The organism is Hyphomicrobium denitrificans ATCC 51888 (assembly GCF_000143145.1).
Classification (GTDB): domain Bacteria; phylum Pseudomonadota; class Alphaproteobacteria; order Rhizobiales; family Hyphomicrobiaceae; genus Hyphomicrobium_B; species Hyphomicrobium_B denitrificans.
The window spans coordinates 3368591-3387727 of record NC_014313.1 but is presented as its reverse complement, the minus strand read 5'-3'; the positions used below and the strand labels follow the sequence as shown (position 1 = coordinate 3387727).

Here is a 19137-nt window from a genome sequence, read left to right as displayed (position 1 = left end):
AGCCTTCCGGTCATCCGACCGGAAGGCTTTGTGTTGCCGATCTCACTGGCCCGAGTCTTGGAGGTGCGCTGGCGTCGAACTTGAAATGATACAAATCCGTAAAAGCCATGCACGCGGACGGACTCTATGAGATTGCTTTATGCCGGCACCGAAAACCTGTCGCTTCGGCAGGCCATGCGCTTCTTGTTTGCCGATCCGGCCGTCTGTTCGGAGCCGACGCGCGCGGTCGCATCTATAAAGGGCGGCTGCGGCTGTACGCGAAGCACGCGGTCCGCAAAGGCTTCCTCGACGCCATTTACGAGACGCCGCCGCGCGTAAAGCCTCGTCGCGGGACGACGGTCGATATGCAGAGCAGTGTTTCGGTCACCGGCGAGATCGACCCGATGGCCCGAATCCAGCTGACCAAACTTCTTGTCGGCCGCAAGACCGTCGCCGTGAAGATAACGTACATCGGCCCCTTGCCGTAACGCCTTGGGCACGGCATCAGAGGCCGATGACAAAAGACGAACATTCAAAACGCATTTTGCTCGGCGAAATCTCGGGCGTGCACGGCATCCGCGGCGACATCCTGGTGCGCACCTACACGGCGACACCCGACGCCATTGCGAGCTACGGTCCGCTGACCGATGCAACAGGCACGAAAACCTTCTCGCTCAAGATCGTCCGCGTGACCGACAAAGGCGTCGTCGCGCGTATTGCGGGAATTTCGGACCGCACCACGGCTGAAGCTCTGCGCGGCACGAAGCTTTTCATTGCACGCGAGAAACTTCCCGAGACCAGCGCTTCGGAATTTTATCATTCCGATCTGATCGGCCTCAACGCCGTCGCAGAAGACAATACGCCAATCGGCAAAATCGTATCCGTTCAGAATTTCGGCGCCGGCGATCTTCTCGAATTGCAGCCGCCCGAAGGCGCGAGCGAGTTCATTCCATTCGAGGACCAATGGGTGCCGAAGGTCGATCTATCGGCGCGCACTGTCGTCATCAGACGGCCACCATCGACCGGCGACGAAACCGAAGACGCCGAAACGGACGAACCGGAGCAAACCTAAATCAAACCGCCTCGCCGCGCGCGAGCTTCGGAAGCTCGCCTGTCAGCCCGGCGGCTTCCGCAAGAATGAGCTTCTTGATGCTACCGACGTGATCGAGCGCACCGAGCGCCGCGCCACGGCCCGCACGCAGCACAATGCCATCGACGGAGAAGATGCGATTGATGCCATCGTAGAGCGACGCCGACATCAGCGAGTCGAACCGCCGCCAGCGCTGATAGATCTCGAGATGCGGACCTGAGCCGATATCGAGACCCAGCCGCGCCGCATCCGCAATCACCTCGATCAGCGCCGCCGCATCACGAAACGCGAGATTGACTCCCTGACCGGCAACCGGATGAACGCCATGCGCGGCATCTCCGATGAGCGCGAAACGCGGCGCGATCAACTCGCGCGGAACGACGATATCGAGCGGCCACGACTGCCGTGGTCCATCGAGAGCGATCGATCCGAACCGGCCGCCGATCCTGAGATCGAGTTCGGCAAGGAACCCTTCATCGTCGAGCGCCGTGACGCGCGCCGCTTCTTCGCGTGCGGCGCTCCAAGTGATGCACGCACGATTGTCTTTGAGCGGCAGAATTGCGAAAGGCCCGCCCGGAAGGAAGTGTTGGATCGCAACGCCGTTGTGCGGCTCACTGAACTTGACCGTCGCGACGATGCCGGTCTGATCATAGCCGCGCCGGAGCGTCGTGATCCCGGCCGCGTCGCGAAGTTTCGATGTCCGGCCGTCGGCCGCGACGACAAGAGACGCGCCGATATGCGACCCGTCGCGCAACGCAATATCCGCCGAGTGCTTGCCGAGGCTCAGGCTTTCGGCCTCCGCCGGCGCGATCCACGTCACGGACCGCTCGCCCTCGATGGATGCAAACAGAGCAGAAGCCAGCGCCGCGGCAGGCACCATGTAGGCCGCCGGCGCGCCATCGTCCGTCAGCGCATCGTATGTGAGGCGCGTCGGCCGGATGCCGTCCGCCAAGGCTGAATCCGAAATCTCGATCGACGTCATCGGCTGCGCGTCCGGCGCGATCGCATCCCAGACGCCGAGGTTGGTAAGGACCGCCTTCGCGCCAGCCCAGATCGCAAACGCGCGGCCGTCATTAGGCGCAACGCCGGGTTTCGCCGCCCGGTCGATGATCGCAATCCGCAAATCAGAACCCAGCGCCTGCACCAGTCCGCGAACGAGAGCGAGCCCAGCAAAGCTGCCGCCCGCCACCGCGATATCGAATTTCTGTTCTGTTGTCCGGCCGTCCATCGCGCCGCAATTACCCCAACTTGCTTTTCAGGCTAAGCGTGAGACCTTAGGCCAGCCGAGGCCCGCTTGTCTGCCGCCGCCTGCATCTTAGCAAACGTTCCGGAAAATCGCTCCATGACAGCCAAGTCCGCTGCTCCAACGGCTCTCGACAGCCTGATCGCGACGCTGACGCCGGAGCCGCTAGAGGACAACCTCTTCCGCGGCCCGCGCTCCAGCGAAGGTTGGCAACGGGTCTACGGCGGGCTCGTGCTCGGACAATCGCTCGCGTCGGCGGCGTTAACCGTCGATCCGTCACGACCAATTCATTCGCTGCACGGCTATTTTCTTCTCGCCGGCGATCCGGAACGCGAAATCATCTACGACGTCGAGCGCATCCGCGACGGCGGTAGCTTCACAACCCGCCGCGTGCGCGCCGTCCAGCATGGCCGCGCCATCTTCTCGATGAGTGCCTCCTTCCATAAGGCCGAAGAAGGCTACGACCATCAGTCGACGATGCCCGACGTGCCGCCGCCGGATAAGCTTCCGAGCGCCCAGGAATTGATGCGCGGCGTATTGGACCACCTGCCGGAAAACATGCGCAAGTATTGGAATCGCGAGCATCCGATCGACGTGCGCATCGTCGACGCTTCCCGCTATGCGAGCCGGAAGCCGCAAACACCCGCGCAATCCATCTGGCTGCGCGCCAACGGCACGCTCCCCGACAGCCCCCACCTGCACCAGGCGATCCTCACCTACGCCTCGGACTTCACCCTCCTCGACACGGCCCTGATCGCCCACGGCAAGGTTCTGTTCGACAGCGATATCCAGCTTGCGAGCCTCGACCACGCGATGTGGTTCCATCGCCCGTTCCGGGCCGACGACTGGCTGCTTTACGTCCAGGACAGCCCCAGCGCCTCCGGTGCACGCGGCTACTGCCGCGGCTCCATCTTCGATCGTCAGGGCCATCTGGTGGCGTCGACGGTCCAGGAAGGCCTGATGCGGCCGCGCGAGACTGCCTTTCAGATTAAATAACAGGCAAACGGCATTCAGTGCATAATTTCTGTGCTTATTGAGCGCGCCAGGACCACCTTCCGCGCCCGCGAAGATAAGTTTTATCTCGTAATATCAATGCATTGAGCATTCGCGCCCAAACTGGCACGCGTCTTGACTCCCTCTTTCCCCATCTCGCTTCGGCGTAGGCCGAAAGCGCAGTCGTGGACATCCGGTTGGAGAGGAGGGGGCGCACCCATGAAACTCATTACTGCTGTCATCAAACCGTTCAAGCTCGAGGAGGTCCGTTCGGCATTAACGGACCTGGCGTTGCAGGGCATGACGGTCACCGAAGTCAAAGGCTACGGACGCCAGAAGGGTCACACCGAGATCTATCGCGGCGCCGAGTACGCCGTGAGCTTCCTGCCGAAAATCAAAATCGAAGTCGTCGTGCCCGCCGCTCAGGTGGACAAGGCCATCGCCGCCATTCAGCGCTCCGCCAAGACGGGCCAGATCGGCGACGGAAAAATCTTCGTCTCTCCCATCGAGCACACGGTCCGCATCCGAACCGGCGAAGCCGACGAAGACGCGCTCTAGGCGATTTTCAAAAACCTGCACTTGTTTTCCTTCAATCAGGGAGCACACAACATGAAGTTTCGAAACTTGGCGCGGTACGCAGGGGCCTTTGCAGCCCTTGGCGCGACCGCGCTCCTCATTGATCCAGCGCTCGCCCAGACCGCGGCCGCAACGCCCGTGCCGAACAAGGCCGACACGGCGTTCATGTACACCGCAGCAATCCTCGTGCTGCTGATGACGGTTCCGGGCCTCGCCCTGTTTTACGGCGGCCTCGTTCGCACGAAGAACATGCTGTCGATGTTCATGCAGGTTCTCGCCACGCTCTGCCTCGTGGCGTTGCTCTGGGTGTTCTACGGCTACTCGCTGGCCTTCACGAACGGCGGCGCGCTGAACGACTTCGTCGGCGGCTTCTCGAAAGCCTTCCTGAAGGGCGTCGATTCGACGACCGTCGCCGGAACCTTCTCCAACGGCGTCTACATTCCGGAATACGTCTACATCGTCTTCCAGATGACGTTCGCCTGCATCACGCCAGGCCTGATCCTCGGCGCCGTCGCCGAACGCCTGAAGTTCTCCGCCATGCTCGTTTTCATGGGCCTCTGGGTGACCTTCATCTATTTCCCGATCGCGCACATGGTCTGGTACTGGGGCGGCCCGGATGCCTTCGCATCCGCCGCAAAGGCGCTCGCTTCGGCAGCTCCCGAAGCGAAGGCGCAGGCTCAGGCCGCCTATGACGCGGTGATGAATGACGCCGGCATTTCCTTCAAGTGGGGCGCGCTCGACTTCGCTGGCGGCACGGTCGTCCACATCAACGCCGGTATCGCGGGCCTCGTCGGAGCCCTCATCCTCGGCCGTCGCATTGGCTACGGCAAGGAGCAGATGCCCCCGCACTCGCTGGTCAACTGCATGATCGGCGCCTCGCTTCTGTGGGTCGGCTGGTTCGGCTTCAACGTGGGCTCTGGCCTCGAGGCAAACGGGTTCGCCGGGCAGGTGTTCATCAACACCTTCGTCGCCACCGCGGCTGCGGCGCTCTCTTGGATGATCATCGAGTGGACCTCGAAGGGTAAGCCTTCCGCTCTCGGCCTTGCATCGGGTGTTGTCGCGGGTCTTGTCGCGATCACACCGGCCTGCGGATTTGCAGGCGTGATGGGCTCGATCGTGCTCGGCCTCATCGTCAGCCCGATCTGCTTCCTGTTCTGCTCGGCGATCAAGAGTGCACTCGGCTATGACGACAGCCTGGACGTCTTCGGCGTCCACTGCATCGGCGGCATCGTCGGCGCGCTCGCAACCGGCCTTCTGGTCAACCCCGATTGGGGCGGCGCCGGCATCGCCGACTACGTATCGAAGCCCGGCGAGATGGTCGCTGGCACTTACGATATGGCGTCGCAGATGGTCGCACAGTTCAAGGCCGTCGGGTTGACCCTGCTCTGGAGCGGCATCGGTTCGGCGATCCTCTTCAAGCTGGTCGACATCATCATCGGGCTGCGTCCGTCGGAAGAGCGCGAGCGCGAAGGCCTCGACATCACCGACCACGGCGAACGCGCCTATCACTACTAAGTGAGAATGAGATCGCTCGCGGCTCCACGGGCTGCGAGCGATCAGCAACCTCTCCCGAGCACGGTCCCCGCTTTATCGTGCTCCCACTTGGCTCGGCACCCTTCGCTGCCGGGCCTTTTTTGTTTCAGCCGCTAAACTTCAATGATGATTTGACTGTGCCGCTTGATCACTTGCAGCACGCGCCTGAGATCAGATGCCCCCAACGCGACGCATCCCTCCGTCGCGGCAAAGCCCGGTCGCGCGACGTGCATGAAGACGGCGCTGCCGCGATGCCGGACACGTGGTGCGTCATTGTGGCCTAGGACGACGACGAGATCGTAAAGATTGTCGTTGCGCCAGAGGCGTTCCACGCTGGCTCCATAAGGCAGCGAAACTCTGCGATTATAATTTCGATCGGACGGGCAATCGCACCAACCGTCAATCTTGCGGATAGAGCGCAGATCTAACTGCGTTCGCGGACGCGCGCATCGTGCGGGATTGTACAAAACACCACGCAACACGAACCTTCCTCGCGGTGTTGCCAAGTCTCGCTCGCGCTTCAGCGCTTTGATTCCGGAACGCCCGAGCGCGCATGGCATGCGGAACGATCCGACCGCGAGACACCCCCGCTGCGCCGCCGCATTCAAAGCTCTGACAACGAGCTTGGTTGATGCGCCATGCCGTTGTATCGGCCGTACCGGGAACATGGGGAACTAGCCATTCCTCTTGTCTGTTTGCCACCAAAGCCTATGTTGCCCCAGCGCGCGATGCTAGTCTTCTGCCCCGCGTGAGCAGTCCAATAATGCTGGAGCCAATCTCCATGAGCACGGCCCGAAAGGTCCTCCTCGTCGACGACGATGATGATTTGCGCACCTCCTTAAAAGATCAACTCGTGCTGCACGACGAGTTTGAGGTGTACGAGGCCGGAACGGCCAGCAAGGGCATGGAAGCCGCACGCAACGGGCGTTTCGATCTCGTCGTCTTCGACGTGGGATTGCCCGACATGGACGGCCGCGAAGCCGTGAAGCTTCTGCGCCGCTCCGGCTATAAAACGCCGATCGTGATGCTCACCGGAAATACGTCTGACGCAGATCAGATCTTGGGACTCGACGCCGGCGCCAACGACTACGTTTTGAAGCCCTTCAAATTCGCCGTCTTCCTCGCGCGCATTCGCGCCCAGCTCCGCCAGCACGAGCAAAGCGAAGACGCCGTTTTCACGATTGGACCTTACACCTTCAAGCCGGCCTCCAAACTTCTCATCGACCAGTCGGGCAGCAAAATCCGCCTGACCGAAAAGGAAACGTCGATTCTGAAGTATCTCTATCGTTCGGGAGACAAGGTCGTTTCGCGTGACGTGCTTCTGCACGAGGTCTGGGGCTACAACGCCGGCGTTACGACGCACACGCTCGAAACGCACATCTATCGACTGCGTCAGAAAATCGAAAAAGATCCCTCGAACGCCGAGCTTTTGATCACCGAAAGCGGCGGTTACAAGCTCGCGCCCTAACACTGCTTCTCAGCATTTCCGTTGCACGATCACACCCATCCACAGACTCATGCCTTCGGATGACTTATCCACGTTCAGCCACAGGCGGACTCGTGTATTGAAAGCCGTTGCTGCCGACATCGGCGGCATGGGCGCGTCGCATCTCGGTCCCATCATGAAGTGTTCATCCTGTGAATTGGACCGATGGCCATCGACGCCCTCGTTAAACCGTTTCTGGCGCTGCCTCTCTTTCGCGATCTCAAACCGCTGCAGATCAGCGAAATTGCGCGCCATGCCGAGCGCATCGTCTACCGCAACGGCGACGTCGTAACCGCCGAAGGCCAGATCGCTGACGCAGCTATTCTCATCGTCTCCGGAACCTGCATTCGGCGCGCCGTCGATCGCAAGCAATCACGCGAAGAAATTCTTCCCGAGGGATCACTCGTGGCGGAGTTGGCGATGATGATCGAAATCGCTCATCCGACGACGATCATTGCGCGCGATCAGGTCAGAGCGCTCCGGATTTCGCGCGAGAAGATGCACGAGCTGATGCGCCAGGATGTCGATCTGGCGTCGCACTTCTCATCATTGATACTAAAACGTCTGCACACGCTTGCGACCGACTTGCTCGCTGTAGAGACATTGCTCTCAGGTTCAGTCACCGCTGCAGTCGCTTCGGAATCGCGACTTGAGTTTTCGCAAGGAGATCGAGCGCGCGCCATGCAATGACTGCGTTGCTCTAGATGACTTGAAAAATACGGGCCACAAAAGAGTGCGCCCAGTCCCGGGGGGAGGGACTGGGCGCGATGCGCATTTACGCGCTCGGTACCGGGAGGGAAACCGATACCAGAGGCGGCGTCTTCGGCTAGACGGGGGGCACTACCGAATACAGGGTGACGCCACCTGCATGTCCATGAGTTAAGCGCAAAGCCGGGAAATTCAATAGAGCCCGCGAGAGCCGATCACGAAAATGTGAACTGGCTCAAAAAAATATCCCCAGGTTGCGCATTGCGTCGGGCAAATGCGCAACACATTGATTCACCGCGAAAATCTTCAGTTCGGCGTCGTACGGTGTGGTCCAAGTGATTGAATTTTAAACAAATTACTATCGAGGTCGTTGCTTTTTTCCAGACCCAGCAGCTCCACCCGGGTGTTCAGACCCTGCGCGTCGGTGGTCACCCATTCTTTCAATTCGATGTTGGGCTTGGTCGCGAGGTAGAGTTTGATCTTGCCCGGAGCGTCGGGATCTTTGTCTTCGAGGCCTAGCACGATCAGATCGTCCGCCTGCTGGACTTCCGTGATCTTTGCATCGCGCAGCAGATCGACATCCTTGCGCAGCAGCATCCTGAACGGCGTCTGATCTAGCGACACCCGGTCCTCGTTGTTCAAGTCGAGATCCTGGATCGCGAGGTTCTCGCCGTCCGAAATGATGATCTGCTTGGAGGGAAGCGAGTAGTCGAACCGGAACCGGCCAGGACGCTTGACGAAGAACTTGCCCTTCATCCGCTTGTTGTCGGCATCGACCTGAACGAATGCACCCTTGAGCCCCTGCACGGAGCCGAAATAATCGCTCACCTGCTTCACGAGCTTGGTCTGCTCGGCGTCGAGCACCACAGTGCCATCGTTTTTCGCGGCCTCAACCTGACCCGTCCAGCCTTTGACAGCCGTCTTGTCTTTCGCCGCAACCGGGTTGGCCAGGGTTTCGGACGGTCCGCTCGGGTCCTGGCCGAAAGCGTGGCCGCCGAATGCGAGCGCAAAAACTGCCGTAGCAGCCAGCAGGCGCTGGAAATCCCTCATGTAGCTCCCCATAGCGGCCCCCACGGCCCCGAGCCCAACGGGCTCCAATCGCAGATTACTCGTTTCGACAAAGATTGCGTCCAGAACTTGGCGAATCGCTGCCGCGCTATGCGTAAAGCGCCCGCCATGAGAATCGCAAGCATGCAATGCGCATGTGATTGTGAGATGCGTTCAAATGTTACGCGGCAGCATCCGCGCCGCTACCACGCGACATCAGGATCTCGCGTTTGCCGACGCCGTTCGCGGGCGAAATGAGCCCGTCGCGCTCCATCCGTTCGATGAGATCCGCAGCGCGATTGTACCCGATCGACAGACGGCGCTGAATGTAGCTCGTCGAAGCCTTGCCATCCCGCATGACGATCGCGACGGCGCGATCATAGAGATCTTCTTCGCCCGTACCCGAGCCGCCGAGTGCAGGCTCGGCAGCCGAAGGCATATCTGTGATCCCTTCGACATATTTGGGGGCGGCTTCTTGCCTCAGAACGTCGGCGAACGCGACGACTTCTTCGTCCGAAACATAAGCGCCGTGCACGCGCACGCACTGTCCCGCGCCAGTCGAATAGAGCATGTCGCCCTGTCCGAGCAGTTGCTCCGCGCCCTGCTCGTTCAAGATCGTGCGGCTGTCGATCTTCGACGTGACCTTGAACGATACGCGCGTCGGGAAATTCGCCTTGATCGTGCCGGTGATGATGTCGACCGACGGACGCTGCGTCGCCATGATCAGATGGATGCCAGCGGCGCGCGCCATCTGCGCGAGACGCTGAACCGACGCTTCGACCTCTTTGCCCGCGACGATCATCAGATCGGCGAACTCGTCGACGATCAGCACGATGCGCGGCAACGGCTCGAGGTCCATCTTCTGCGTTTCGAAACGTGCCTGTCCCGACGTGTCGAAACCCGTCTGCACACGGCGCGACAGGATTTCGCCGCGCTTCTTCGCATTGCGCACGCGATTGTTGAACACGTCGATGTTGCGAACCGAAAGCGCCGCCATCTGCTTGTAGCGCTCTTCCATTTCGCGAACTGCCCAGTTCAAGGCGGCGACGGCTTTATGCGGATCGGTGATGACCGGCGTCAAAAGATGCGGAATGCCGTTGTAAACCGACAGCTCCAGCATCTTCGGATCGATCATCAGCAAGCGGCAATCGTCGGGCGAATGACGATAAAGCAGCGACAGCACCATCGCGTTGATGCCGACCGACTTGCCCGAACCCGTCGTGCCCGCGACGAGCAGATGCGGCATGCGCGCGAGATCGGCGACAACAGGCTCGCCGCCAATGGATTTGCCAAGTCCGATCGGCAACGTCAGCGCGTCGGATTTGAACGGATCAGCTTCGAGGATCTCACGCAGCAGAACGGTTTCGCGCCGCGCATTCGGTAGTTCGAGCCCGATCGCATTGCGTCCGGGAACCACGGCGGCACGCACGCTCGCGAGACTCATCGAGCGCGCGATGTCTTCCGCGAGCCCGATGATGCGCGACGACTTCGTGCCGCGCGACGGCTCGAATTCATACAGCGTCACGACCGGACCCGGCCGAATATCCTTGACCTCGCCTTTGACGCCGAAGTCAGCGAGCACGTCTTCCAGCAGCCGCGCGTTGCCGCGCATGACCGTTTGCGACAGCTCGGGATTTGGTTTCGCCGCGGTCGGACGCTTGAACATGTTGAGCGACGGCCGCTTCCACTGCGGGGCCGCGCGATTTTTGAGACCGCCGAGCAGCCCGCCCGCGGCTTTCGGAGCCGCCACAGGCTCCGGCGCGGCTGGCTGCGGGACCGGCGGTTGTGCTCGGGATACTGGAGGCGGAGGTGCGGACGGCGCGACGCGGCCCTTCGCGGACGCCGGAGCAAAGCGCGCCGCAATCGCACGGCTCGAGTCTTCAATATTGTCGTCGAACGCGTAGATCGGATCGTTTAGATCATCGACCGGAACGTCCTCGACACCATGAGAAGCTGCCGCATGCGAAACAGCGCCGTGCGGCACAGCCGGTGCAGCCGGATGCCGCTCGCGCGCCGGCGATGCAGCCGCCGCTGCCGGCATCGCAAGCGTATGGGCTGCGAATTCGGTCGGCCCGCTGCGCGGATCGTCATGCAGGCTATCGATCTCGAGACGGCCGAACGCATCGGGAGCATGGCTGAGGCTCGGCTCGGCCGGATGCGGCGCGCCGTAAGATTCAAGAGAGGTGTACGACTGATCGTCGGCCGCGGCGCCTCGGAAACGCGCCCACAAACCCGTCGCGGATGTCACCGCAACAGCGGGCGCTGTCCGGATGATGTCCGCGCGCGGCTTCGTCATCGCCTGATGGAATGCGGCGCCCATCGATTTGAAGAACGTGCGAACGATAGCTTCGGCCTCGAAGCCCATCGCTTTGCCGGCAGTCTGAAAAGCAGCAGCAGCCAGGACAAGGCCCGCCGCGATCGGCGCGCGCTCATCGCTCAAGATGCTGAAGACCTTGGTTGCGAGATGCAGCAACGAATCTCCGAGCAATCCGCCATAACCGTGCCGCAGCGGCCAGCCGTCGAAAACGGGGAGCGCCGAGATGGAGCCCGCAAATGTCAGAATGGAGATCGGATAGAAGCCAAGCTTCGAGCGTCCGCCCGCGACCTGTTCGGTACGGAGCAATTCGATGCTCCAGACGAACGGCGCGATCAGCGCGACGACTGCCCCGAAGCCGAGCGTCTGAAACAGAAGATCGGAAATGATCGCGCCGACCGGCCCGGCGAAATTGCGTGCTTGGACCGTCGTCGTGTGCGTGAGGCTCGGGTCGAGAACCGACCACGACGCGAGGCTCGCCCAGACCACGAGCGTCGAGGCAAGCAGAAAGGCTCCGCCGAAGCGGCCCATCCAGCCTAAAAGCCGGTCCTCCAACGACTGCGGCAGCAGTCTACGAGGATCGATCCCTCTCGTATCCAGCGACATCTCAGCGAACGTACTTCTTTGACGCAGCACGGAAATCGTGCGTTCGAGCGATTTCTGGAATTGTCGCTAGACTTCGCCTTCGCTGCTTACGCGCACGTCGGGTACAGTCTTGGATCAACGCCAAAGGCCGCCGCAGTAACCTTGACGCCGCCGGGTTGCCATATGGTTACCGCTGCCGACCATTCGACTCGGATTGAGCCATTGAATTCGCGGGGATATCAGTTGCACCAGCAAGCGCTCGACATGGAAGTCAGCGCCGGACGTTCGCCAGGCTGCGAGAGGCGGGGGCACCGAAGATGCGGCGGAACTCGTGCGCGAAGTGGGCCTGGTCGCAGTAGCCCGCAGCGTGCGCCGCCGTCGTCAGATTGGAGCCGCCCACGACATCGCGCACCGCCGCCCGCATCCTGAGCCAGCAGAGGTAGCGGCGATAGGGAACCCCGACCTCCGCCTTGAAGACATGCTGAAACCGCGACGTCGAGATTCCCGCGTCGACGGCAGCCGTTGAAACCGACGGCAGATCGTCGCCATCGCGTGCGAGGCTGTCGCGACCGGCCAGCGCATCGACGGCACGAGCGATGCGGGGATCAATCTGCCGCCGTGCCCGCGCGTTCGAAAAATCGACGAGGTCAACAATCGCCGGCGCGACCCATGTCGCGCTGTCCGGATCTTCATAGATCGCGCGAAGAGCCGCGACTTCGCCGTGCCGGCTGATCAACGCGCCCGGAAGCTCCTCGACGTCGCGCATCAACGTCGCGAAGCCCTCGGCGGAAACAACATTCGGCTCGCCGTAGATGACGGCGAGCGGCCGGCCTCCGGCATCGAATTCATAAGGTATGCCGGCGCGGATGACGGCCATTCGGCACGTGACCCACCGCCCTTTGCCGACCCTCAGTTCGAAATCATCATAGAGACCGGCGAGCAGAACCGACGTGCTGTGGCTGTGCAGCGTGTTGCGCCCGAGACATCCCGCAAACAGCATGCGCGAGGTCCCGACATGCCACAACGGCTTCAAGTCCTGAACGCCAGTTGCAGCAGATTGATACAAGCGCAGTTCTCCGCCCGCGGATTACCTTAGACCTTCGCACGACAGTCTAACGTCCGAACGGTCCGGAGGCCACAAACTATGAGCGATACGTCAGAGCCGATAAAGCGACCCTTCAACCTCGATCGCAGACAGCTGCTCGCGGCGAGCCTCGGGCTTGCCGCCGCACCCGCGCTTTCTTTCGCAACGAGTTCGAACGCCCGCGCCGCAGCGGCGCTCCTAGGATCTGCACAGCCGAAGTTCTACCGCTTCAAGCTCGGGGATTTCGAGATCACGACGATCTCCGACTCGGACGTTTTCATCGACGGACCGTTTCCGCTTATCGGCGGCAACGCCAGCGAGCCCGACGTGCACGCGCTGATGCGCGACAATCTCTTGCCCGAACGCAAATATCAGCCGGGCTTCACGCCGACGATCGTCAACACCGGCAAGCAGCTGATCTTGCTCGACGCCGGCAACGGCGCCAACGGCTTCGTGCCACGCCCCAACGGCGGATGGCTTGCGGCGCAGCTCGGACCGGCAGGCTTCAAGCCGGAAGACATTGATGTGGTGGCGCTGAGCCACGGCCACCCGGACCACGTCGGCGGCATCATTGAAAACGGCAAGCCGCTCTTTCCCAACGCGCGCTATGTCATCGGGCAGATCGAGCACGATTTCTGGACGCCGGAAGGCAAGCTGCCGGATGACCTGGAAAAGTTCGCGCAGGTTTATCGCGCCAACTCAAAGCCGGTGATGGAGAAGATAAACTTCATCAAGCCGGGCGACGATGTCGTGACCGGCATTCGCGCAATCGAAGCCTATGGCCACACACCCGGCCACCTCGCCTTCATGATCGAAAGCGGAGGCAAATCGCTTCTCTGGTGGGGAGATTGCGCGCATCACCAGGTCGCGTCGCTCGCACGTCCCGACTGGCATTGCGTCTTCGACGCCGACAAACCACTGGCCGCCGCTACGCGTCGTCGCGTGTTCGACATGGCCGCCACCGATCGCCTTCCGGTGATCGGCTATCACATGCCGTTCCCGTCGATTGGCTTCGTCGAGAGAACTGCCCCCGAGAGCTACGGCTGGCTCGCACACACCTATCAGCTCAACCTCTGAGCCGAACCGCAAGCGCCTGGGCAGACCGAAGCCTCGGTCTGCCCAATGCGACTTCGATTAGCCGACGCGGAAGACGGCGCCCGCAACCGAGCGTGCACGCTCGCGCACGGCATTGCCGTCGTTGCCGGACTTCACGATCCACTGACCGTTCGATGCCCGCCCCGTGATGATGCCGACGTGATGCGGCCACACGACCACGGCGCCGACCTGCGGACCGCTCGAGCGACCGTAACGCCGCCAGTTGGCTGCCAGATTATATTCCGGACCGCCCCCGAGCTGGGTGCGCATCCACCAGCCGCACCATGCGCGCGGACGACCGCCGACACCTGCCGACGCGTAACGGCGCCCCGTATGCCGCTGCGCATAACGACGGCTTACGCCCTGCCGATGTGCATATCTGGAATTCTGATTAATCACGCGCCGTCCGTAAGAACCGCGGTAGGAATGACTTGCGTATCTGTGGCCCCGCCGTTGCGAATAGCCGCGGTTCGAATACCGCTGCTTCCCCGACCATTTCGCATGGGTCCGCTCAATCCGATGACTATTATAGCCCTTGTACGGATGAGCCTCGACCGACGGAACGCCGACAATGACTGCCAGCAGCGCCGCCACTGCGAACAAGCTCAATCGCATGGTTACTCTCCTCACTTGTCTTAACAAACGGCGCGCATCGAGCGTCGTAATGCGGCGGAAACAAGGGAGGATTCGCCGCGCGACATATCGTCGTCGACGTTTGCAACTGGCACGCGTGTCGATATTTTTCGGGGCTTTTTCGGACCTTAACGGCGATTAATCAGTATCCAGATGGTCCGATCGCTACCAATAAGCGAAAAAATTGTGAAGATTGCGAACGGAATTGGCAATTCCGTGATCGCAATTGTTTCTAATTTACATGCCTATTTGATGAGTGCGGTGTGGCGATGTTCCGCATTCGCGCGCCCTGAAAAAGGCAATTGCCAGCATTCGAGGAACTCATAATGGAATATCGACGCCTCGGCTCGTCCGGATTGACTGTTCCACTCCTTTCTTTTGGCGCGGCGACGTTTGGCGGCGCGAGCGAATTCTTTCGCGCCTGGGGTTCGACGGACGTCACGGCAGCCCGCCGGATGATCGATCTCTGCCTCGACGCCGGCGTCACATTATTCGATACCGCCGATGTCTATTCCGACGGCGTATCGGAACAGGTTCTCGGTGAAGCCCTCAAAGGCCGCCGCGATAAGGTTCTCATCTCGACGAAAGCCACGTTCCGTTTCAGCAACGCCCCCAACGACGTCGGCTCGTCACGTTTTCACCTTTTGAAATCCTGCGACGAAGCGCTGAAGCGCTTGCAGACGGACCATATCGACATTTTCCAGTTGCACGGCTTCGATGCGATGACGCCGCCGGAGGAAGTGCTGTCGACACTCGATCAATTGGTGCGCGCCGGCAAAATCCGCTACGTCGGCGTTTCCAATTTCTCCGGCTGGCACTTGATGAAATCGCTCGCCGTCGCCGACCGCTACGGCTATCCGCGCTACGTCGCCAATCAGACATATTATTCGCTGCTCGGCCGCGACTATGAGTGGGAGCTGATGCCGCTCGGACTCGACCAGGGCGTCGGCGCTCTCATTTGGAGTCCTCTCGGCTGGGGACGTTTGACCGGAAAAATCCGCCGCGGTCAGCCGCTGCCCGAGACGAGCCGCCTGCATCAGACGGCCGACAAAGGACCGCCTATCGAGGATGAGCGTCTTTTCCGCATCGTCGATGTGCTCGACGAAATCGCGAAGGAAACCGGCAAGTCGATACCGCAGATCGCGCTCAACTGGCTGTTCCAGCGCCCCACCGTTTCGAGTGTCATTATCGGCGCGCGTGACGAGAAGCAGCTCAAGGACAATCTCGGCGCCATCGGCTGGAACCTGACGCCGGAACAGGTCGCCAAGCTCGACGCCGCAAGCGAGACGACGAAACCGTACCCATATTGGCATCAGTCCGGCTTCAGCGAACGCAACCCGTCTCCGGTCTGAGACGAACAGGATTTTCGAGCCGCGCCAAAGGCTAACACTGTCATAAGCCTGTCATCGGGTTCGCGTGTCTATGGCCGGTATCGCCGAAGAGACCGCCACAGGACCAAACATGATTGACGAACGCGAGAAGTACGACGGCATGGCAGCGCGCATCGAAGCTGAGATTGCCGACAGCCTCGATGAAGAACTCGAGATGGAGCTGGACGACGATCGTCTGCAAAAGCTCATCGACGGGAAAGAGCAATCAGACAGCGACAGCGCGCTCGATCGCAAAGTCTATTTCCAGGAACTGTTCCGCCTGCAGCGTGAGCTGATCAAATTGCAGGATTGGGTCGTAACGCAGAAACTGAAAGTCGTCGTGCTCTTCGAAGGGCGCGACGCTGCAGGCAAAGGCGGCGTCATCAAGCGCATCACGCAGCGCCTCAATCCGCGCGTCGTGCGCGTCGTGGCGCTCCCGGCGCCAAGCGAACGCGAACGTTCGCAATGGTATTTTCAACGCTACGTTCCGCATCTTCCGGCGGCCGGCGAAATGGTTCTGTTCGATCGCTCCTGGTACAATCGCGCCGGCGTCGAACGCGTCATGGGCTTCTGCTCGGACTCGGACGTCGAAGAGTTTTTCCGTACCGTTCCCGAATTCGAAAAGATGCTCGTGCGCTCCGGCATCACGCTCATCAAGTACTGGTTCTCGATCTCCGACGACGAACAGCATCTGCGCTTCCAGATGCGCATTCACGATCCGATCAAGCAGTGGAAGCTGTCGCCGATGGATCTCGAATCCCGGCGACGCTGGGAAGCCTACACCAAAGCCAAGGAAGCGATGCTCGAACGCACGCACATTCCAGAGGCGCCGTGGTGGGTCGTGCACGCCGACGACAAGAAGCGCGCGCGCCTCAACTGCATCAGCCATCTCTTGACGCAAATTCCCTATCAGGAAGTCGTGCGCGCGCCGATCGCGCTTCCGGATCGCGTGCACAATCCCGATTATCTGCGTGAGCCCGTGCCGGACGACATGTACGTGCCGGCCAACTATTGATCCGCGAGACCGTGCTTTGAAAAACAATTCGGCGGGCGATGCCAAGCATCCCCGCCGATATTTTTATGCGAACGCCGGCGAGCCTTCGCCGAAACGCGATGCTCAGCGGATGCGCCGCGGATTCATATAGAGATCGGCTTCCTGACGCTGGATATTGGGCTTGATGCGCCCGTCGCGAATGTCATGCGCCAAGGCTTTTACGTGGCGTCGTGCCTGGCGATTGAAGACGATCATGCCCGTAAACAGCTTCATCACCTGAATGAGACGCGGATCGGCATGATCGCCACGCACCTTGCAGCGCCATCTGCCGCCGATGGTCAGAATGGCGCCATCGATATGGCCCACATGCTCGTCGTGCTGGTTGATGAGGGTGTAATCGCCGCCAAGATTGATGAAGTCGCGCCGGAACCGATAGAATTTCGGCTCACCGCCCTCCATCAGAAAAAATGAGAAGTTCTCCGGCAACAGCGGCCATTTGTTTGCCGATCGCTCGAGATAGACGAGATAGTCGTCTTCGCTGGTGTTGATCGAATACGTGGTCACCGGAACGCCGCGCGCGCCAAGCGTCTGCTGAATCGAACGGCCGAGCATCATGTCCATGCTCGCTTTCCAGTTTAGCGTGTCGGAGAACAGCTTGAACACAAGTCGCTTATCCATGCCCGACGCGTCTTTCCAAATCTCCTTGCGATAACCGAGGACGCCGGTCCGCGTGCCGTTCTCGATGATCTCGGCGAAGATATCCATGTCGGTGGTAAACTGGCGCGACTTGCCGCGATTGCGCTCACGCTTCCACGGACCGAACTCGATCGAGTTGAAGTTCGTGATCCAGACGTTGACCTCGAAATCGTACCACTTCTTGCGCGCATCGGTCGTCGCGTCTTTTTCGGCTTTCTTCAGCTTCGAGACGGCGGCCTTGCTTGTGGTGGCGTCCTTGCTCTTCTCGAGAATTTCCGCTCGCACGTCACGGGCGGCTTCCGCCGCCGACGCATTTGCCTCAGCTTCGATCGGATCTTTCTTCTGAGAAGACGCGGTCATGTCGAGCCCCTATCGCGCACCGGCCCAAATACGCAGCCGAATCAGCGACGGAGCCTAGCACCGCGACTCGAGATCGATGCGGCGGCCACAAAAAATGCAGTGGGAAACGACCGGCGTGCTTCACACACCCGCTTTACCGTCCCCCGAATATCGCGCTCCCGACGCGAACGTGCGTGGCCCCGAAGGCAATCGCCGTCTCGAAATCGCTACTCATGCCCATGCTGAGGCTTTTGAGACCGCCTTCTTTCGCGAGCTTCGCGAGAAACGCGAAATGCACCGCCGGCTCTTCGTCCACCGGCGGAATGCACATCAGCCCGACGATCGGCAGCTTGAGATCCGATCTGCAAAAATCGACGAACGCTTTCGCCTCGCTCGGCGGCACGCCGGCCTTTTGCGGCTCTTCGCCCGTGTTGACCTGCACGAAAAGTTTGAGCGCCCGCCCCTGCCGCGAAATTTCTTCCGCAACCGCGCGCGCGATCTTCTCGCGATCGATCGTATGAATGACGTCGAACAGCGCGACCGCGTCCTTGGCCTTGTTCGATTGCAACGGCCCGATCAGATGCAATTCGACATCCGCGAACTCGCGCTTCAGCTCCGGCCACTTGCGCTCGGCTTCCTGCACGCGATTTTCGCCGAACACGCGTTGCCCCGCAGCCAGCACCGGACGCACGGCGTCGGCGTCGAAAGTCTTTGAAACTGCAATCAGTTCGATATCTGCTGGCGAGCGCTTGACCGCCTCTGCGGCCGCGACGATCTCATGCCTTACGCGCTTTAACCTATCCGGCGCGGTATCGTGGTAGGTGTCGTCTGTCACGCTCTGTCCCTGAACTGCTCACCCTCTCCATAACGCTTCCGCCGCTTGAAGAACAAGTGTCGCAATGGTGTGCGGAGAGCCAACGCATATATGCGCATCGTCATCTTTGGATCGACAACAGGAGCCCCCATGCTGAAACTCGAAGACGCCCGCCGCATCATTGACGCCGCCGAGAAGAAGGCAATCGAGATCGGCCAGCCGATGAACATCGCTGTGGTGGACGAAGGCGCCAACCTCATCTCCCACATCCGCATGGACAAAGCCTGGATCGGCTCAATCAACATCGCAATCAACAAGGCGTTCACCGCGCGCGCGTTCAACATCTCGACCAAGGAACTCGCCGACAACAGTCAGCCGGGCGATCAGTTTTATGGCATCCACGTTTCGAACCACGACCGCGTCATGATCTTCGCGGGCGGCATCCCGCTCAAGGATCAGAACGGTGTCGTGATCGGCGCCATCGGCGTCTCGGGCGGCAGCGGCGTTCAGGACCAGACCGTCGCCGAAGCCGGTGCCGCGGCGCACACCTGCTGACAC

19 protein-coding genes are annotated in these 19137 nt (G+C 60.9%); 11 read left to right on the top strand and 8 right to left on the bottom strand.

Going from position 1 to position 19137, the window contains the following annotated elements; translation table 11 throughout:
* Positions 1-107: 107 nt before the first annotated feature.
* Together HDEN_RS16375 and rimM are read left to right on the top strand one after the other, a co-directional pair.
* The gene (locus HDEN_RS16375) at positions 108-467 is read left to right on the top strand and encodes a hypothetical protein (RefSeq protein ID WP_013217263.1); all 360 of its coding nucleotides are present in this window, start codon (positions 108-110) and stop codon (positions 465-467) included.
* Positions 468-493: 26 nt separating this feature from the next.
* Positions 494-1051 carry a ribosome maturation factor RimM gene (gene rimM / locus HDEN_RS16370; RefSeq protein ID WP_013217262.1) on the top strand — a complete coding sequence of 186 codons (558 nt, stop codon included), beginning with the start codon at positions 494-496 and terminating at the stop codon, positions 1049-1051.
* 1 nt (position 1052) lies between these two features.
* Here the strand turns inward: rimM and HDEN_RS16365 are convergent, their stop codons facing one another.
* Positions 1053-2297 carry an FAD-dependent monooxygenase gene (locus HDEN_RS16365; RefSeq protein WP_013217261.1) on the bottom strand — a complete coding sequence of 415 codons (1245 nt, stop codon included), beginning with the start codon at positions 2295-2297 and terminating at the stop codon, positions 1053-1055.
* 114 nt (positions 2298-2411) lie between these two features.
* Here HDEN_RS16365 and tesB point away from each other — a divergent pair, with 114 nt between their 5' ends.
* The 3 genes from tesB (at position 2412) to HDEN_RS16350 (ending at position 5396) form a co-directional block, all read left to right on the top strand.
* A complete protein-coding gene (tesB, locus tag HDEN_RS16360; RefSeq protein WP_013217260.1) occupies positions 2412-3308 on the top strand; it encodes an acyl-CoA thioesterase II in 897 nt (298 codons plus the stop codon).
* 216 nt (positions 3309-3524) lie between these two features.
* Positions 3525-3863: a P-II family nitrogen regulator gene (locus HDEN_RS16355; protein WP_013217259.1), complete on the top strand. Its 339-nt coding sequence runs from the start codon at positions 3525-3527 to the stop codon at positions 3861-3863.
* 51 nt (positions 3864-3914) lie between these two features.
* A complete protein-coding gene (locus HDEN_RS16350) occupies positions 3915-5396 on the top strand; it encodes an ammonium transporter (protein WP_013217258.1) in 1482 nt (493 codons plus the stop codon).
* Between the two features lie 131 nt (positions 5397-5527).
* Here HDEN_RS16350 and HDEN_RS16345 read toward each other — a convergent pair whose 3' ends face one another.
* Positions 5528-5974, bottom strand: a complete 447-nt coding sequence (locus HDEN_RS16345) for a L,D-transpeptidase family protein (RefSeq protein WP_245256669.1) — start codon at positions 5972-5974, stop codon at positions 5528-5530.
* Between the two features lie 221 nt (positions 5975-6195).
* Between HDEN_RS16345 and HDEN_RS16340 the strand changes: the two genes are divergently transcribed.
* Positions 6196-6882 carry a response regulator transcription factor gene (locus HDEN_RS16340; RefSeq protein ID WP_013217256.1) on the top strand — a complete coding sequence of 229 codons (687 nt, stop codon included), beginning with the start codon at positions 6196-6198 and terminating at the stop codon, positions 6880-6882.
* A 183-nt stretch (positions 6883-7065) separates the two neighbouring features.
* On the top strand, positions 7066-7590 hold the full coding sequence (locus HDEN_RS16335; protein WP_013217255.1) for a cyclic nucleotide-binding domain-containing protein: 525 nt from the start codon (positions 7066-7068) through the stop codon (positions 7588-7590).
* A 324-nt stretch (positions 7591-7914) separates the two neighbouring features.
* Here HDEN_RS16335 and HDEN_RS16330 read toward each other — a convergent pair whose 3' ends face one another.
* From HDEN_RS16330 to HDEN_RS16320, 3 genes are all read right to left on the bottom strand, one after another.
* The gene (locus tag HDEN_RS16330; protein WP_245256668.1) at positions 7915-8658 is read right to left on the bottom strand and encodes a LolA family protein; all 744 of its coding nucleotides are present in this window, start codon (positions 8656-8658) and stop codon (positions 7915-7917) included.
* A gap of 178 nt (positions 8659-8836) precedes the next feature.
* The gene (locus HDEN_RS16325; protein WP_013217253.1) at positions 8837-11575 is read right to left on the bottom strand and encodes an FtsK/SpoIIIE family DNA translocase; all 2739 of its coding nucleotides are present in this window, start codon (positions 11573-11575) and stop codon (positions 8837-8839) included.
* 250 nt (positions 11576-11825) lie between these two features.
* The gene (locus tag HDEN_RS16320; RefSeq protein WP_013217252.1) at positions 11826-12620 is read right to left on the bottom strand and encodes a helix-turn-helix domain-containing protein; all 795 of its coding nucleotides are present in this window, start codon (positions 12618-12620) and stop codon (positions 11826-11828) included.
* A 78-nt stretch (positions 12621-12698) separates the two neighbouring features.
* Between HDEN_RS16320 and HDEN_RS16315 the strand changes: the two genes are divergently transcribed.
* The gene (locus tag HDEN_RS16315; RefSeq protein WP_013217251.1) at positions 12699-13715 is read left to right on the top strand and encodes an MBL fold metallo-hydrolase; all 1017 of its coding nucleotides are present in this window, start codon (positions 12699-12701) and stop codon (positions 13713-13715) included.
* A 57-nt stretch (positions 13716-13772) separates the two neighbouring features.
* Here HDEN_RS16315 and HDEN_RS18425 read toward each other — a convergent pair whose 3' ends face one another.
* A complete protein-coding gene (locus tag HDEN_RS18425; RefSeq protein WP_013217250.1) occupies positions 13773-14348 on the bottom strand; it encodes a C40 family peptidase in 576 nt (191 codons plus the stop codon).
* Positions 14349-14692: 344 nt separating this feature from the next.
* Here HDEN_RS18425 and HDEN_RS16305 point away from each other — a divergent pair, with 344 nt between their 5' ends.
* Both HDEN_RS16305 and ppk2 read left to right on the top strand, forming a co-directional pair.
* Complete coding sequence (locus HDEN_RS16305) at positions 14693-15718, top strand: aldo/keto reductase (RefSeq protein ID WP_013217249.1); 1026 nt, start codon at positions 14693-14695, stop codon at positions 15716-15718.
* 109 nt (positions 15719-15827) lie between these two features.
* Entirely contained in the window at positions 15828-16751 is a 924-nt protein-coding gene (gene ppk2, locus HDEN_RS16300; protein ID WP_013217248.1) for a polyphosphate kinase 2, read from the top strand.
* 102 nt (positions 16752-16853) lie between these two features.
* On the opposite strand, the gene HDEN_RS16295 is transcribed toward ppk2, so the two are convergent.
* Entirely contained in the window at positions 16854-17786 is a 933-nt protein-coding gene (locus HDEN_RS16295; RefSeq protein ID WP_013217247.1) for a hypothetical protein, read from the bottom strand.
* 133 nt (positions 17787-17919) lie between these two features.
* Positions 17920-18600, bottom strand: a complete 681-nt coding sequence (locus HDEN_RS16290) for a YggS family pyridoxal phosphate-dependent enzyme (RefSeq protein WP_013217246.1) — start codon at positions 18598-18600, stop codon at positions 17920-17922.
* Between the two features lie 129 nt (positions 18601-18729).
* Between HDEN_RS16290 and HDEN_RS16285 the strand changes: the two genes are divergently transcribed.
* Complete coding sequence (locus HDEN_RS16285) at positions 18730-19134, top strand: GlcG/HbpS family heme-binding protein (protein ID WP_013217245.1); 405 nt, start codon at positions 18730-18732, stop codon at positions 19132-19134.
* Positions 19135-19137: the final 3 nt, after the last annotated feature.